This is a genomic window from Pseudomonas sp. DCB_AW (assembly GCF_026240895.1).
Lineage (GTDB): Bacteria > Pseudomonadota > Gammaproteobacteria > Pseudomonadales > Pseudomonadaceae > Aquipseudomonas > Aquipseudomonas kermanshahensis.
Genome location: NZ_JAPFCE010000013.1, coordinates 52,156 through 66,754, shown reverse-complemented (window position 1 = coordinate 66,754; position 14,599 = coordinate 52,156). Strand labels below are relative to the sequence as shown.

The window sequence follows — 14,599 nt, the reverse complement described above, 5'->3', positions numbered from 1 at the left end:
TAAGCTGCGTTGTTTTCGTCAATTCTGGAGTGCTTACAACAATGGCAAAAATCGTCGACATCAAAGGTCGTGAAGTTCTCGATTCGCGTGGCAACCCCACCGTGGAAGCCGATGTACTGCTCGACAACGGCATCATCGGCAGTGCTTGCGCGCCGTCCGGTGCTTCCACCGGCTCGCGCGAAGCGCTGGAGCTGCGTGATGGCGACAAGAGCCGTTACCTGGGCAAGGGCGTGCTGAAAGCCGTCGCCAACATCAACGGCCCGATTCGCGACCTGCTGCTGGGCAAGGACCCTTCCGACCAGAAGGCTCTGGACCGCGCCATGATCGACCTGGACGGTACCGAGAACAAAGCCAAGCTGGGCGCCAACGCCATCCTGGCTGTTTCCCTGGCTGCCGCCAAGGCCGCTGCCCAGGACCAGGACCTGCCGCTGTACGCGCACATCGCCAACCTGAACGGCACCCCGGGCCAGTACTCGATGCCGGTTCCGATGATGAACATCATCAACGGTGGCGAGCACGCCGACAATAACGTCGACATCCAGGAGTTCATGGTGCAGCCGGTTGGCGCCAAGACCTTCTCCGATGGCCTGCGCATGGGCACCGAAATCTTCCATCACCTGAAGGCTGTACTGAAGGCTCGCGGCCTGAACACTGCCGTCGGTGACGAAGGTGGCTTTGCGCCGAACCTGGCGTCTAACGAAGACGCGCTGGCCGCCATCGCCGAAGCCGTTGAAAAGGCCGGCTACAAGCTGGGCACCGACGTGACCCTGGCCCTGGACTGCGCAGCTTCCGAGTTCTATGAAGACGGCAAGTACAACCTGTCTGGCGAAGGCAAGTCGTTCGACGCCGAAGGCTTTGCCGAGTACCTGAAAGGCCTGACCGAGCGCTTCCCGATCATCTCGATCGAAGACGGCCTGGACGAGTCCGACTGGGCTGGCTGGAAGATCCTCACCGACAAGATTGGCGAGAAGGTGCAACTGGTCGGTGACGACCTGTTCGTGACCAACACCAAGATCCTCAAGGAAGGCATCGAGAAGGGCATCGGTAACTCGATCCTGATCAAGTTCAACCAGATCGGCTCGCTGACCGAGACCCTGGAAGCCATCCAGATGGCCAAGGCTGCAGGCTACACCGCGGTGATTTCGCACCGTTCCGGTGAAACCGAAGACTCGACCATTGCCGACCTGGCTGTAGGTACCGCTGCTGGCCAGATCAAGACCGGCTCGCTGTGCCGTTCCGACCGCGTCTCCAAGTACAACCAACTGCTGCGCATCGAAGAGCAACTGGGTGCCAAGGCGGTTTACCGTGGTCGTGCCGAGTTTCGCGGTTAAGCAAGAGATGGTAAAAAGACAGCAGCCGGAGCTGTAGGAGCTTTCGTACTGAATTTTCCTACACTTGCAAAGGGTTTCTGTCGACGAAGCCTGGCCTCGGCCAGGCTTCGTGCTATTCGAGGCCCCGAAGTGAACAGTAAGCGGCGGTCTTTTTAACCTGGATACCTTGATGCGCAGTCCCTATTGGTTGTTCCTCGTTCTGCTTCTGCTGTTGGGTGGCCTGCAGTACCGCCTGTGGGTGGGCAATGGCAGCCTGGCGCAAGTGACCGAGCTCAAGCAGCAGATCGCCGAGCAGCACGCCGAAAACGAGCGTCTGCTTGAGCGTAACCGCGTGCTTGATGCAGAAGTCCTGGAGTTGAAGAAAGGTATGGAGACCGTGGAAGAACGGGCTCGTCATGAATTGGGGATGGTCAAAGAGGGTGAAACTCTCTTCCAGTTGCCGCAAAAATGACTGACACATTACCGGCCTTCTGGGCCGTGATTCCTGCTGCGGGCGTGGGTGCCCGCATGGCTGCCGACCGCCCCAAGCAGTACTTGCAACTGGGTGGGCAGACCCTTCTCGAGCATAGCCTCGACTGTTTTCTTGGCCATCCAACGCTCAAGGGCGTGGTGGTCAGCATTACCGCAGACGACCCTTACTGGCCCGGCCTGCGCTGTGCCAGCGACCCGCGCATCCAGCGCGCGGCGGGCGGTCGCGAGCGTGCCGACTCGGTACTCAACGCGTTGCTGTTGCTGCATGCCCAAGGGGCTTCGGACAGCGACTGGGTGCTGGTGCACGATGCCGCGCGGCCGAACCTGGCGCGCAGTGACCTGGACAAGCTGTTGTCCGAGCTGGCAGATGACCCGGTGGGTGGCCTGTTGGCGGTGCCAGCGCGCGATACGTTGAAGCGTGCCGACAGCCATGGCCGGGTGAGCGCTACCGTAGACCGCAGCACCATCTGGCAGGCGTATACGCCGCAGATGTTCCGCCTGGGGGCCTTGCACCGCGCGTTGGCCGAGTGCCTGGTGTCGGATGTGGTGGTCACCGACGAGGCTTCGGCCATCGAGTGGTCCGGCCAGGCGCCGCGGCTGATCGAAGGGCGCAGCGATAATATCAAGGTGACCCGGCCGGAAGACCTTGAGTGGTTGCGCCAGCGCTGGGCGGGGCGCCGCTGACACTGTAATCCTGTGCTGGCCCTTTCGCGGGCAAGCCCGCTCCTACAGGGAATTGCGATCTCTTGTAGGAGCGGCCTTGTGCCGCGAAAGGGCCGCAAAGCGGCCCCAGTGCACTATCAAGCCACACGATACTCCGGCAACCCCGCCAACCCTTCCTTCAGATAATCCACCAGCCGCCTTACCTTCGGCGACAGATGCCGCTGCTGCGGGTACAACGCCCACACCGCCGTATTCGGCGGCTGATGCCCCTCCAGCAGCGATACCAGTGCCCCCGTGTTCAGGTGCTCCAGCACGTAATAGTCCGGCAACTGGCACAAGCCCATCCCCAGCAACGCGGCGTCTAGTACGGCCTGCCCGCTGTTGCAGCGCCAGTTTCCCTGCACCCGCTGGCTGATCTCGCGGCCATCCTGCTGCAGTGCCCACAAGTCCGAACTGCCAATCAGGCAGTTGTGCCGCGCCAGTTCCGACAGGCTGTGCGGCCTGCCGTAACGCTCCAGATACGCCGGTGAGGCGCACAGGTACATGCGCCGCGGTGCCAGGCGGGCGGCAACCAGCCTGGAGTCGGCAAGCCGGCCGAGGCGAATGGCCAGGTCCATGCCTTCATGCAGCAGGTCCAGCGTGCGGTTGCTCAGTTCCACTTCCACCCTCAACTGCGGGTACAGCGCCATGAAGCGCGTCACCAGCGGCACGATGAAGCGCTCGCCATAGGCCACCGCACAGGTCATGCGCAGCAGCCCCTTGGGCTCGCTAGCCAGGTCGCCCATTGCCCGCAGGGCTTCTTCACGGCCATCTTGCAGGCGTTGGCAATGCTGCAGGAAGGTCTGCCCGGCCTCACTCAGGGTGACGCGCCGGGTGCTGCGGTACAGCAGCCGCGTCTGCAGGCGCTCTTCCAGGCGGGCGATCTGCCGGCTGATGTGCGAAGACGATACGCCCAGGCGCTCCGCCGCCGCGGTGAACTGGCCAGACTCGGCCACCGCCACGAATTCGTCGATGCCTTCCCAGCGGCTACTCATTGATTGTCCCTGTGCAGCAATAATGTTTTGTCTTTGCCTGGATTATTCATCAAAACACCCTGAATTACACTGCAAGACTGAATTGACCCCTTGTCTGGAGACCGTTGATGATCAAGTCCCGTGCTGCCGTAGCCTTCGAAGCCAAGAAACCCCTGGAAATCGTCGAAGTGGACGTGGCCATGCCCAAGGCCGGCGAAGTGCTGCTGCGCGTGGTTGCCAGCGGTGTGTGCCATACCGACGCCTACACCCTGTCTGGCGCCGACCCGGAGGGTATCTTCCCGTCGATCCTTGGCCACGAAGGCGGCGCGATCGTCGAGGCAGTGGGCGAGGGCGTGACCTCGGTGGCCGTGGGTGACCATGTGATCCCGCTGTACACCCCTGAGTGCGGCCAGTGCAAATTCTGCCGTTCGGGCAAGACCAACCTGTGCCAGGCCATCCGCGCCACCCAGGGCAAGGGCCTGATGCCAGACGGCACCACGCGCTTCTCGTATAAAGGCCAGCAGCTGTTCCACTACATGGGCACCTCGACCTTCTCCGAGTACACCGTGCTGCCAGAAATCTCCGTGGCCAAGATCCAAAAGGAGGCCCCGCTGGAGAAGGTCTGCCTGCTCGGCTGTGGCGTCACCACCGGTATCGGCGCGGTCATCAACACCGCCAAGGTCCAGCCGGGTGACACCGTGGCCATCTTCGGCCTCGGCGGCATCGGCCTGTCGGCGATCATTGGCGCCGTCAAGGCCAAGGCCTCGCGCATCATCGCCATCGACATCAACCCAGCCAAGTTCGAGATCGCTCGTCAGCTGGGTGCCACCGATTGCATCAACCCGAAAGAATACGACCGCCCGATCCAGGAAGTGATCGTCGACCTCACCGACGGCGGCGTGGACTTCTCCTTCGAGTGCATCGGCAACGTCCAGCTGATGCGTGCGGCCCTGGAATGCTGCCACAAGGGGTGGGGCGAGTCGGTCATCATCGGCGTTGCCGGTGCCGGCCAGGAAATCGCCACCCGTCCGTTCCAGCTGGTCACCGGTCGCGTCTGGCGCGGCTCGGCGTTCGGTGGCGTACGCGGCCGCAGCGAGCTGCCAAGCTATGTCGAAATGGCCGAGAAGGGCGAGATCCCGCTGGACACCTTCATCACCCACACCATGGGCCTGGAAGACATCAACAAGGCCTTCGACCTGATGCATGAAGGCAAGAGCATCCGCAGCGTGATCCACTTCTGAGGTCTGCCATGAGCCTGGACAACATTTCTTGCCAGAAAAGCTTCGGCGGCTGGCACAAGCGGTACCGGCACCCGTCCAAGGTGCTCGGCTGCGACATGGTGTTCGCGGTGTATCTGCCTCCTCAGGCCGAACAGGGGGCCAAGCTGCCGGTGCTTTACTGGCTGAGCGGCCTGACCTGCACCGACGAGAACTTCATGCAGAAGGCCGGCGCCCAGCGCCTGGCCGCCGAGCTTGGGTTGATCATCGTTGCGCCCGACACTAGCCCGCGTGGCGAGCAGGTGCCGGGCGACCCGGATGGCGCCTGGGACTTTGGCCTGGGGGCCGGCTTCTACCTCAATGCCACCCAGCAGCCGTGGGCGCAGCACTACCGCATGCATGACTACGTGGTAGAGGAGTTGCCCGCGCTGATCGAGGCGCACTTCCCGGCCTCGGACCAGCGCAGCATCAGTGGCCACTCGATGGGCGGGCATGGCGCATTGGTGTGCGCCTTGCGTAACCCGGGGCGCTACCGTTCGATCTCGGCGTTCTCGCCGATCAGCAACCCGATGGACTGCCCGTGGGGTGAAAAGGCCTTCAGCCGCTACCTGGGCGAGGACCGTGCGCGCTGGCGCGAGTGGGATGCCAGCGTGCTGCTGGCCGAAACACCCGCGGGCAGTTGCCCGCCGTTGCTGGTGGACCAGGGCGACCGTGATGACTTCCTCGAGAAGCAGCTCAAGCCTGAGGCACTGGAGCAGGCCGCGCGCAAAGGGGGGCATGCACTGACCCTGCGCCTGCAGCCTGGCTATGACCATAGCTACTACTTCATCGCCAGCTTCATCGAAGACCACGTGCGCCATCATGCGAAGGCGCTGGGCCGGGTGTAAGGCGCAGCCCCAATACCGCACAAAGCAGGTAGAATCACGCCCTGACTCAATCAGGGCGTTTTTCTATGCGTATTGGCCACGGCTACGATGTGCACCGTTTCTGCGACGGTGATTTCATTACCCTGGGCGGGGTCCGTATCCCCCACAAACACGGCCTCCTGGCCCACTCCGACGGTGACGTGCTGCTGCACGCCCTGAGCGATGCCTTGCTGGGCGCTGCGGCGCTGGGTGATATCGGCAAGCACTTCCCCGACACCGACCCGCAGTTCAAGGGTGCCGATAGCCGTGCCTTGCTGCGTCATGTGGTCGCTATCGTCCAGGCCAAGGGCTGGAAGGTGGGCAATGTCGACGCCACCATCGTTGCCCAGGCGCCGAAAATGGCGCCGCACATCGAGACCATGCGCCAACTGATCGCCGAAGACCTGCAAGCCGAGCTCGACCAGGTCAACGTCAAAGCGACCACCACTGAAAAGCTGGGCTTCACCGGCCGTGAGGAGGGGATTGCCGTGCATGCGGTCGCCCTGTTGCTGCCAGCATGACCGAACTGGAACTGCTGGGCCCGCGTGCATCGGGTGAAGCGCTGGGCACTGCGGTGCTCAAGGCTGTGGCTGAAGACTTCCAGGTCGACGAGGTGCTGGATATCCCGCTGTCGGGCCAGGGTGAGCACCTGTGGTTGTGGGTCGAAAAGCGCGACCTCAACACCGAAGAAGCGGCCCGCCGATTGGCCCGCGCCGCAGGCGTGCCGGCCCGTTCGATCAGCTATGCCGGGCTCAAGGACCGCCAGGCCCTGACCCGTCAGTGGTTCAGCCTGCACCTGCCCGGCAAGGCCGACCCGGACCTGTCGCGTGCCGAGGATGCCAGCCTGCGCGTGCTCAAGCAGGTGCGTCACCAGCGCAAGCTGCAGCGTGGCGCGCATTCGGCCAACGGCTTCACCCTGCGCCTGACGGCCCTGGCGGCCGATCACGCTGCGCTGGACGCGCGCCTGGAGGCGCTCAAGCAGCACGGCGTGCCGAACTACTTCGGCAGCCAGCGGTTTGGCCATGGCGGCGGTAATGTCCATGACGCGCTCGACTGGGCGGCCCGCAAGGCGCTGCCAGAGCAACGCAATGTGCGTTCGCGTTTGCTTTCGGCAGGGCGCAGCTACCTGTTCAACCAGATTCTCGCCGCCCGTGTTGCCGACGGCAGCTGGGCCCGTGCGCAAGTCGGGGACCTGCTGGCCTTCACCGATAGCCGTAGTTTCTTTCCCGCGACCGAGCAGGAATGTACCGATCCGCGCTTGGCGATTCTCGACCTGCATCCCACCGGTGCGCTGTGGGGCGAGGGCGAAACCCCCGCCGCAGGTGCCACTGCCGCGTTGGAAAGCGCAGTCGCCGCGCGGCAGCCGGCACTGTGCCATTGGCTGGCCCAGGCGGGCATGGATCACGAACGGCGCATTCTGCGGCTCCCTATTGGCGGCCTGACGTGGCATTATCCCGAGCCTGATATCCTGCAACTGGAATTCGTCCTTCCGGCCGGATGCTTCGCCACCGTGGTGGTGCGCGAAGTCGTGGATCTGGTGTCGGCAGGGCAGACGGACAGCCCATGCGTATTCTGATTTCGAACGACGACGGTGTTACCGCACCTGGCCTCGCCGCGCTGCACGCTGCGCTGGTGGATTATGCCGAGTGCGTGGTAATCGCCCCGGAGCAAGACAAGAGCGGCGCCAGCAGTTCGCTGACGCTGGACCGGCCGCTGCATCCGCAGACCCTGGCCAACGGTTTCATCAGCCTTAATGGCACGCCGACCGATTGCGTGCACCTGGGGCTCAATGGCCTGTTGCCGCAGACCCCAGACATGGTGGTGTCGGGGATCAACCTGGGCGCGAACCTGGGCGACGACGTGCTGTATTCGGGCACCGTCGCCGCCGCGTTGGAAGGCCGCTTCCTGGGCAACACGTCGCTGGCGTTTTCGTTGCTCTCGCGCCAGCCGGACAACCTGCCCACGGCGGCCTACATCGCCCGCCGGCTGGTGGAGGCGCAGTCGCGTCTCACACTGCCGCCGCGCACCGTGCTCAACGTCAATATCCCCAACCTGCCGTTGGAGCACATCCGCGGCATCCAGCTCACCCGCCTCGGTCACCGGGCGCGGGCGGCGGCGCCGACCAAGGTGGTCAACCCGCGCGGCAAGGAGGGGTACTGGATTGCCGTGGCCGGCGATGCCGAAGACGGTGGCCCGGGCACGGACTTCCACGCGGTGATGCAAGGCTATGTATCGATCACACCGCTGCAGCTTGACCGCACCTTCAACGATGCTTTCGAACAGCTCGACGGTTGGCTGGAGGGCCTGCTCTGATGCGTGAGGACGATATGTTGCGCCGGGGTATCGGCATGACCTCCCAACGGACCCGGGAGCGGCTGATCCAGCGCCTGTGCGAAGAAGGCGTGGCGAACCCCAAGGTGCTCGACGCGATCCGCCGCACCCCGCGCCACCTGTTCGTCGACGAGGCCCTGGCGCATCGCGCCTACGAAGACACGGCGCTGCCGATCGGCCACAACCAGACCATCTCGCAGCCGTTCATGGTTGCGCACATGAGCGAGCTGCTGCTTGAGGCCGGGCCGCTCGACAAGGTGCTGGAGATCGGCACAGGCTCCGGCTACCAGACGGCGATACTTGCCCAGCTGGTGGAGCGGGTGTTCTCGGTGGAGCGCATCAAGGTGCTGCAGGATCGCGCCAAGGAGCGCCTGGTAGAGCTGAACCTGCGTAACGTGGTGTTTCGCTGGGGCGATGGTTGCGAGGGCTGGCAGGCGCTGGCGCCCTACAACGGCATCATCGTCACTGCCGTGGCGCCCGAGGTGCCACAGGCACTGCTCGATCAACTGGCGCCGGGGGGGCGCATGGTGATTCCGGTGGGCCCGGCAGGCGAGACACAGCAGTTGATGCTGATCGTGCGTGAGGAGCATGGGTTCTCCCGGCGTGTGCTAGGCGCCGTGCGCTTCGTGCCATTGCTCAATGGCCCGCTGGCCTGAACCACGGAATATTTACGCCAGCGACGAATTCTTGCGCCATTGCCCTGTCTATCTGGCGGGGTGATCTGCTATAGCTCTAGTGGCCTTTGCAGCCGTCCACCCAATACAGGTGGGCTCGGTTATAATTGCAACAATATTGCATTTCTTATCGTTATTTCGGTATTCGGCACCATGAGGGGAGCGCGGGTGGGTCACACAGTCATTCGGCAGCGCAAGGATTGGGCGGGTTTCAAGCTTCTGGTGATTGCACTGGCCATGGGCACCTTGCTGGCGGGTTGTTCCAGCACCAGCTCGACAAGCGCGCGGGTGGTCGACCGTAACAATGCAGCGCCCAAGCGGCCGACGGTGACTTCCGGTCAGTACATCGTCAAGCCGGGCGATACGTTGTTCTCCATCGCCTTCCGTTACGGCTGGGACTACAAGGAGCTGGCCGCCCGCAACGGCATCCCGGCGCCTTACACCATTCGCCCTGGCCAGCCGATTCGCTTCAGCAGCGGCGCCACGGGTAGCACCACGGTGGTGTCCAACCCTTCGTCCTCGAGCAAAACCACGGTCATTCGTCGCCCCGTTGGTAGCACCAGCACCGCCCCCAGCGGTAGCACCAAGCCGGCTACGACGGCCCCGACAACCAGTGCGCCGGTGGTCGCCACCGTGCCGGCCGCAGAGCGCGCGGTAGGCGGTTGGACCTGGCCGGCCAATGGCGTGCTAATTGGAAAATTTGCTTCAAACGGTAGTTTGAATAAAGGCATTGATATCGCCGGTGATTTGGGACAGCCTGTTTTTGCTGCGTCTGATGGTGCAGTGGTTTACGCCGGGAGTGGCTTGCGGGGCTACGGCGAGCTGATCATCATCAAGCACAGCGATACCTACGTCAGTGCCTACGGTCACAACCGCAGGCTGTTGGTTCGGGAGGGGCAGCAGGTCAAGGCTGGGCAGTCGATTGCTGAAATGGGGTCCACGGGCACTGATCGGGTGAAGCTGCATTTCGAGATTCGCCGCCAGGGCAAACCCGTCGATCCGCTCCAGTTCCTGCCACGTCGTTGATTGTTGTACCTGGCCTGTTCCTCTGATGTAGAGGGGACAGGCTCCAGCGCTGCCAGGGATACAGGTGCCGCTCGAGTCTGAGTTCGAACTCAGCAAAGGACTATAACAATGGCTCTCAATAAAGAAGCGCCGGAGTTTGACATCGACGATGACGTCCTCCTGATGGAGACGGGCATCGTTTTGGAAACGGATGTGGTGTCAGACGAACCTGCTGTATCTTCGGTTCGGACAAGGGCCAAGACCGGCTCTTCGCTCAAGCAGCACAAGTACATCGATTACACTCGGGCACTTGATGCTACTCAGTTGTACCTCAATGAGATTGGATTCTCGCCTCTGCTGTCGCCAGAAGAGGAAGTGCATTTTGCGCGCCTGTCGCAAAAAGGCGACCCCGCCGGCCGCAAGCGCATGATCGAAAGCAACCTGCGCCTGGTTGTGAAAATTGCCCGTCGTTATGTGAATCGTGGCCTGTCGTTGCTCGACCTGATCGAGGAGGGCAACCTGGGGTTGATTCGTGCGGTCGAGAAATTCGACCCGGAACGTGGTTTCCGGTTCTCGACCTATGCGACCTGGTGGATTCGCCAGACCATCGAACGGGCGATCATGAACCAGACCCGTACCATTCGCCTGCCGATCCATGTGGTCAAGGAGCTCAACGTCTACCTGCGCGCTGCGCGGGAGCTGACCCAGAAGCTCGATCACGAGCCCTCGCCAGAAGAAATCGCCACCCTGCTGGAGAAGCCTGTCGCTGAGGTCAAGCGGATGCTGGGGCTGAACGAGCGGGTGTCTTCGGTGGATGTTTCGCTCGGGCCGGACTCGGACAAGACCCTGCTCGATACCCTTACCGATGACCGCCCAACCGACCCGTGTGAGCTGCTGCAGGACGACGACCTGTCGCAGAGCATCGATCAGTGGCTGGGTGAGCTGACCGACAAGCAGCGTGAGGTAGTGGTGCGCCGCTTTGGCCTGCGTGGGCATGAGAGCAGCACCCTGGAAGATGTTGGCCTGGAGATCGGCCTGACGCGTGAGCGTGTGCGGCAGATCCAGGTAGAGGGGCTCAAGCGCTTGCGCGAGATCCTCGAGAAGAATGGCCTGTCTAGCGAGTCGTTGTTCCAGTAACAAGCTGTTCGCCAGCATAAGACGCCCCGATAGCCTCGGGGCGTTTTTGTGTGCGCGGTGCAGTGCAGAATAACGCGCCTCCCTGTAAACGCGCCCCCCCTGTAGGAGCAGCCTTGTGCTGCGAAGAGGCCGGTGGCAACAGTGCAAATTCCCGCTGGGATCACTGGCCTCTTCGCAGCACAAGGCTGCTCCTACAGGGGTGATGCACGGGTCAGAAACGCAGATTCGCCATCCAGCATTTGTGTACCGCGCCACCCCAGTAACATCGCGTGTAAGAGATCGCTTACTTGTTTTGTAAGCTATCTATGCAACCAACAGTAAATCATTGTCGTTTTCAGCTCCGCCGTAATCCTAACTTACTGAAAATCATGGATTATTTGGATGTGAGGAAAAGTGTCCGCGGTAATATCTTGAGAGGTGCCTCGGTTGTCTCGCCCGCTGAAGTCGCTAGTATTCGAACTGTGCACACGGACATGCACAGGCTTTCAGGGAGAAAGCCAAGGACATCGCAAGAAGCGATTTCATCAGGATGATGTTTGGGACAATCAGGGACTACGGAAAAAAATGTGGGCGGGTCATACCGCCCCTTTTTTTTGCCTGCTGAAAATGAAAAAAGGCCCGAATGGGCCTTTTTCGTATCCGCGCGCTATCAGCGCTCCAGATCTGCAATCTTGCCAGTCTTGCCATCCCACTCTTCAGCGTCCGGCAGGGCGTCCTTACGCTCGGTGATGTTTGGCCAGATTTCCGCCAGTTCGGCGTTCAGCTCGATGAAGTTTTCCATGCCCGATGGCACTTCGTCTTCCGAGAAGATGGCTTGCGCTGGGCATTCCGGCTCACACAGTGCGCAGTCGATGCACTCGTCCGGGTGGATGACCAGGAAGTTCGGGCCTTCGTAGAAGCAGTCCACCGGACAGACTTCCACGCAGTCGGTGTATTTGCATTTGATGCAGTTGTCGGTGACGACGAAGGTCATTTCTAGTTCTCTCCTCAGGCGACGGCGGCGGCCCTTCCTCTCGGGGCCGCGCGGTTTACGGGTATGTGGCTGCAGGCCAGGCTAATAACCTGCAGCACCAGCAAACCGCGGCGGATTCTACCAGCTTGTAGTGGGCGCCGTTATAACAGGTTCTTTAGTTGATATAGCATTTCGATAGCTTGGCGCGGGGTCATGTCGTCCAGGTCCAGCTTGCCCAGCTTCTCGATGGCCGGGTGTGGCAGGCTGGCGAACAGATCGCTCTGGTGCGGGACGTGTGGCTCATCCTTGGCCTGCTTGCCCAGCGGCTGCTCGTGCGGCAGGCTCGCGGTTTCCAGGCGGCCCAGGTGCTCGCGGGCGCGCTGAATGACCGGGGTGGGCACGCCGGCCAGTTGGGCCACGGCCAGGCCGTAGCTTTGGCTGGCAGGGCCTGGCAGCACATGGTGCAGGAAGACGATGCGCTCGTTGTGCTCGGTGGCGTTCAGGTGCACGTTGGCCACCAACGGCTCGTTTTCCGGCAGTACAGTGAGCTCGAAGTAGTGCGTGGCGAACAGCGTGTAAGCACGCAACTGGGCCAGGCGCTCGGCGGCGGCCCAGGCCAGCGACAGGCCGTCGAAGGTGCTGGTGCCGCGGCCGACTTCGTCCATCAGCACCAGGCTGCGGTCGGTGGCGTTGTGCAGAATGTTGGCGGTTTCACTCATCTCGACCATGAAGGTCGAGCGCCCGCCGGCCAGGTCGTCACTGGAGCCGATGCGGGTGAAGATGCGGTCGACCAGCGACAGCTCGCACTGGGCTGCCGGCACGAAACTGCCGATGTGCGCCATCAGCACGATCAAGGCGGTCTGGCGCATGTAGGTAGATTTACCGCCCATGTTCGGGCCGGTAATGATCAGCATGCGGGTGCTGTTGTCCAGGTTCAGGTCGTTGGCCACGAACGGCGTGGTCAGCACCTGCTCGACCACCGGGTGACGGCCCTGGTCGATGCGCAAGCACGGCTCGTCGACGAAGCGAGGGCAGTTCAGGTCGAGGTTCAGGGCACGCTCGGCGAGGTTGCTCAGCACATCCAGTTCGGCCAAGGCGGCAGCGCTGTCTTGCAGCGGTGCCAGGTGGCTGATCAGGGTTTCGAGCAGGGCGTCGTAAAGCATCTTCTCGCGGGCCAGGGCGCGGCTCTTGGCCGACAGTGCCTTGTCCTCGAACGCCTTGAGCTCTGGGGTGATGAAGCGCTCCGCACCCTTGAGGGTCTGGCGGCGAATGTAGTCGCCCGGGGCTTGTTCGGCCTGCTTGGTCGGCAGCTCGATGAAGTAGCCATGCACGCGGTTGTAGCCGACCTTGAGATTGGCCAGGCCGGTACGGGCTTTTTCACGGGCTTCCAGGTCGATCAGGAACTGGCCAGCGTTCTCGCTGATCGCCAGCAACTCGTCCAGCTCATTGTCGTAGCCGGCCTTGAGCACGCCGCCATCACGGATTACCGCGGGCGGGTTGTCGATGATCGCCCGCTCCAGCAGGCTGGCCAGCTCTGGGTAGGTGCCGGTAATGGCGGCCAGGCGCGCCAGGTGCGGGGCTTCCAGCTCGGCCATGGCGTTTTGCAGCTCGGGCAGGGCGCCGAGGGCATCACGCAGGCGTGCGAGGTCGCGTGGGCGGGCATTGCGCAGGCCGATACGGGCGAGGATCCGCTCGATATCGCCAATTTCCTTGAGCTGCGGCTGCAGTTTTTCGAAACGGTAGCCGTCGAGCAGGCAACGGATCGAATCCTGGCGCGCCTGCAGGACCTTGAGGTCACGCAGTGGGCGGTTCAGCCAGCGGGTCAGCAAGCGGCTGGCCATGGCGGTCTGGCAGCGGTCGATCACCGACTGCAGGGTATTGTCGCGCCCGCCCGCCAGGTTAACGTCCAGCTCCAGGTTGCGGCGGCTGGCGCCATCTAGGATGACCGTGTCGTCCAGGCGCTCGTGGCGCAGGCTGCGCAGGTGCGGCAGGGCGGTGCGCTGGGTTTCCTTGGCGTAGGTCAGCAGGCATCCGGCGGCGCCGATGGCCAGGGTCAGCTTGTCGCAGCCAAAGCCTTTGAGGTCCTTGGTCGCGAATTGCTGGCACAGGGCCTTGCGCGCCGAATCGCGGTCGAAGTCCCACGGGGCGCGGCGGCGCGCGCCAGGGCGTTTTTCGGCCGGCAGGTCGCGTGGCCAGTCGTCGGGGATCAGCAGTTCGACCGGGTTGAGGCGGTCGAGCTCGGCCAGCAGGTTTTCCCAGCCTTTGATCTCTTGCACGCCGAAGTTGCCACTGGTGATGTCCAGCACCGCCAGGCCAAACAGGCGCTCATCGCCCAGCAGCGCGGCAATCAGGTTGTCGCGGCGCTCGTCGAGCAGTGCTTCGTCGCTGACCGTGCCGGGGGTGATGATGCGCACCACCTGGCGCTCTACCGGGCCCTTGCTGGTTGCCGGGTCGCCAATCTGTTCGCAGATCACCACCGATTCGCCGAGCTTGACCAGTTTGGCCAGGTAGCCTTCCAGCGAATGGAACGGAATGCCGCACATGGGGATGGACTGGCCGGCCGACTGGCCGCGCGCGGTCAGGGTGATATCCAGCAGTTTTGCGGCTTTCTTCGCATCTTCGTAGAAGATCTCGTAGAAATCGCCCATGCGGTAGAACATCAGCTGGTCCGGGTGCTGGTTTTTCAGCTTCCAGTACTGCTGCATCATCGGGGTGTGTGCGGAGAGATCTGACATTCAGGGCCTTACAGCGGGTGATCTGGTTGGCGATGGTAAAACCGGCAATGGTACAGGCTTTTTCATCCAGATGCAGGCGGCCGCAGTGGGGCATGTGCGCGCAGTTCGGCGGGCCATCATGGAGCTTCGTCCTCGACTGCACTAGAATGCGCGGCCTTTTTGAAT

Annotated in this window: 14 protein-coding genes; 11 read left to right on the top strand and 3 right to left on the bottom strand. The window is 62.7% G+C overall.

What is annotated here, in order from left to right:
* Positions 1 to 41 precede the first annotated feature (41 nt).
* The 3 genes from eno (at position 42) to ispD (ending at position 2,486) form a co-directional block, all read left to right on the top strand.
* Positions 42 to 1,331 carry a phosphopyruvate hydratase gene (gene eno, locus OO306_RS10795; RefSeq protein ID WP_027595810.1) on the top strand — a complete coding sequence of 430 codons (1,290 nt, stop codon included), beginning with the start codon at positions 42 to 44 and terminating at the stop codon, positions 1,329 to 1,331.
* Positions 1,332 to 1,500: 169 nt separating this feature from the next.
* Positions 1,501 to 1,782: a cell division protein FtsB gene (gene ftsB, locus OO306_RS10790; RefSeq protein ID WP_004375443.1), complete on the top strand. Its 282-nt coding sequence runs from the start codon at positions 1,501 to 1,503 to the stop codon at positions 1,780 to 1,782.
* The gene (gene ispD, locus OO306_RS10785) at positions 1,779 to 2,486 is read left to right on the top strand and encodes a 2-C-methyl-D-erythritol 4-phosphate cytidylyltransferase (protein WP_027595811.1); all 708 of its coding nucleotides are present in this window, start codon (positions 1,779 to 1,781) and stop codon (positions 2,484 to 2,486) included. The genes ftsB and ispD overlap by 4 nt, the downstream gene beginning before the upstream one ends.
* 116 nt (positions 2,487 to 2,602) lie before the next feature.
* Here the strand turns inward: ispD and OO306_RS10780 are convergent, their stop codons facing one another.
* Complete coding sequence (locus OO306_RS10780; protein WP_027595812.1) at positions 2,603 to 3,499, bottom strand: LysR substrate-binding domain-containing protein; 897 nt, start codon at positions 3,497 to 3,499, stop codon at positions 2,603 to 2,605.
* A gap of 107 nt (positions 3,500 to 3,606) precedes the next feature.
* On the opposite strand from OO306_RS10780, the gene OO306_RS10775 reads away from it, so the two are divergent.
* From OO306_RS10775 to rpoS, 8 genes are all read left to right on the top strand, one after another.
* Positions 3,607 to 4,719 (top strand): S-(hydroxymethyl)glutathione dehydrogenase/class III alcohol dehydrogenase, encoded by a 1,113-nt coding sequence (locus OO306_RS10775; RefSeq protein ID WP_027595813.1) that lies wholly within the window; start codon positions 3,607 to 3,609, stop codon positions 4,717 to 4,719.
* A gap of 8 nt (positions 4,720 to 4,727) precedes the next feature.
* Positions 4,728 to 5,582 (top strand): S-formylglutathione hydrolase, encoded by an 855-nt coding sequence (gene fghA, locus OO306_RS10770; RefSeq protein ID WP_027595814.1) that lies wholly within the window; start codon positions 4,728 to 4,730, stop codon positions 5,580 to 5,582.
* Positions 5,583 to 5,647: 65 nt separating this feature from the next.
* Positions 5,648 to 6,121: a 2-C-methyl-D-erythritol 2,4-cyclodiphosphate synthase gene (ispF, locus tag OO306_RS10765; RefSeq protein WP_027595815.1), complete on the top strand. Its 474-nt coding sequence runs from the start codon at positions 5,648 to 5,650 to the stop codon at positions 6,119 to 6,121.
* Positions 6,118 to 7,176 carry a tRNA pseudouridine(13) synthase TruD gene (truD, locus tag OO306_RS10760; protein WP_265968613.1) on the top strand — a complete coding sequence of 353 codons (1,059 nt, stop codon included), beginning with the start codon at positions 6,118 to 6,120 and terminating at the stop codon, positions 7,174 to 7,176. Before ispF ends, truD begins: the two co-directional genes overlap by 4 nt.
* Complete coding sequence (surE, locus tag OO306_RS10755) at positions 7,164 to 7,913, top strand: 5'/3'-nucleotidase SurE (RefSeq protein WP_027595817.1); 750 nt, start codon at positions 7,164 to 7,166, stop codon at positions 7,911 to 7,913. The genes truD and surE overlap by 13 nt, the downstream gene beginning before the upstream one ends.
* A 35-nt stretch (positions 7,914 to 7,948) precedes the next feature.
* Positions 7,949 to 8,587 carry a protein-L-isoaspartate(D-aspartate) O-methyltransferase gene (locus OO306_RS10750; RefSeq protein WP_172960402.1) on the top strand — a complete coding sequence of 213 codons (639 nt, stop codon included), beginning with the start codon at positions 7,949 to 7,951 and terminating at the stop codon, positions 8,585 to 8,587.
* Positions 8,588 to 8,773: 186 nt separating this feature from the next.
* Positions 8,774 to 9,631 carry a peptidoglycan DD-metalloendopeptidase family protein gene (locus OO306_RS10745; protein ID WP_027595819.1) on the top strand — a complete coding sequence of 286 codons (858 nt, stop codon included), beginning with the start codon at positions 8,774 to 8,776 and terminating at the stop codon, positions 9,629 to 9,631.
* A 108-nt stretch (positions 9,632 to 9,739) separates the two neighbouring features.
* Positions 9,740 to 10,747: an RNA polymerase sigma factor RpoS gene (gene rpoS / locus OO306_RS10740; RefSeq protein ID WP_027595820.1), complete on the top strand. Its 1,008-nt coding sequence runs from the start codon at positions 9,740 to 9,742 to the stop codon at positions 10,745 to 10,747.
* Positions 10,748 to 11,396: 649 nt separating this feature from the next.
* On the opposite strand, the gene fdxA is transcribed toward rpoS, so the two are convergent.
* Positions 11,397 to 11,720, bottom strand: a complete 324-nt coding sequence (gene fdxA / locus OO306_RS10735; RefSeq protein WP_027595821.1) for a ferredoxin FdxA — start codon at positions 11,718 to 11,720, stop codon at positions 11,397 to 11,399.
* A gap of 140 nt (positions 11,721 to 11,860) precedes the next feature.
* Positions 11,861 to 14,434 carry a DNA mismatch repair protein MutS gene (gene mutS / locus OO306_RS10730; protein ID WP_027595822.1) on the bottom strand — a complete coding sequence of 858 codons (2,574 nt, stop codon included), beginning with the start codon at positions 14,432 to 14,434 and terminating at the stop codon, positions 11,861 to 11,863.
* Between the last annotated feature and the right edge of the window lie 165 nt (positions 14,435 to 14,599).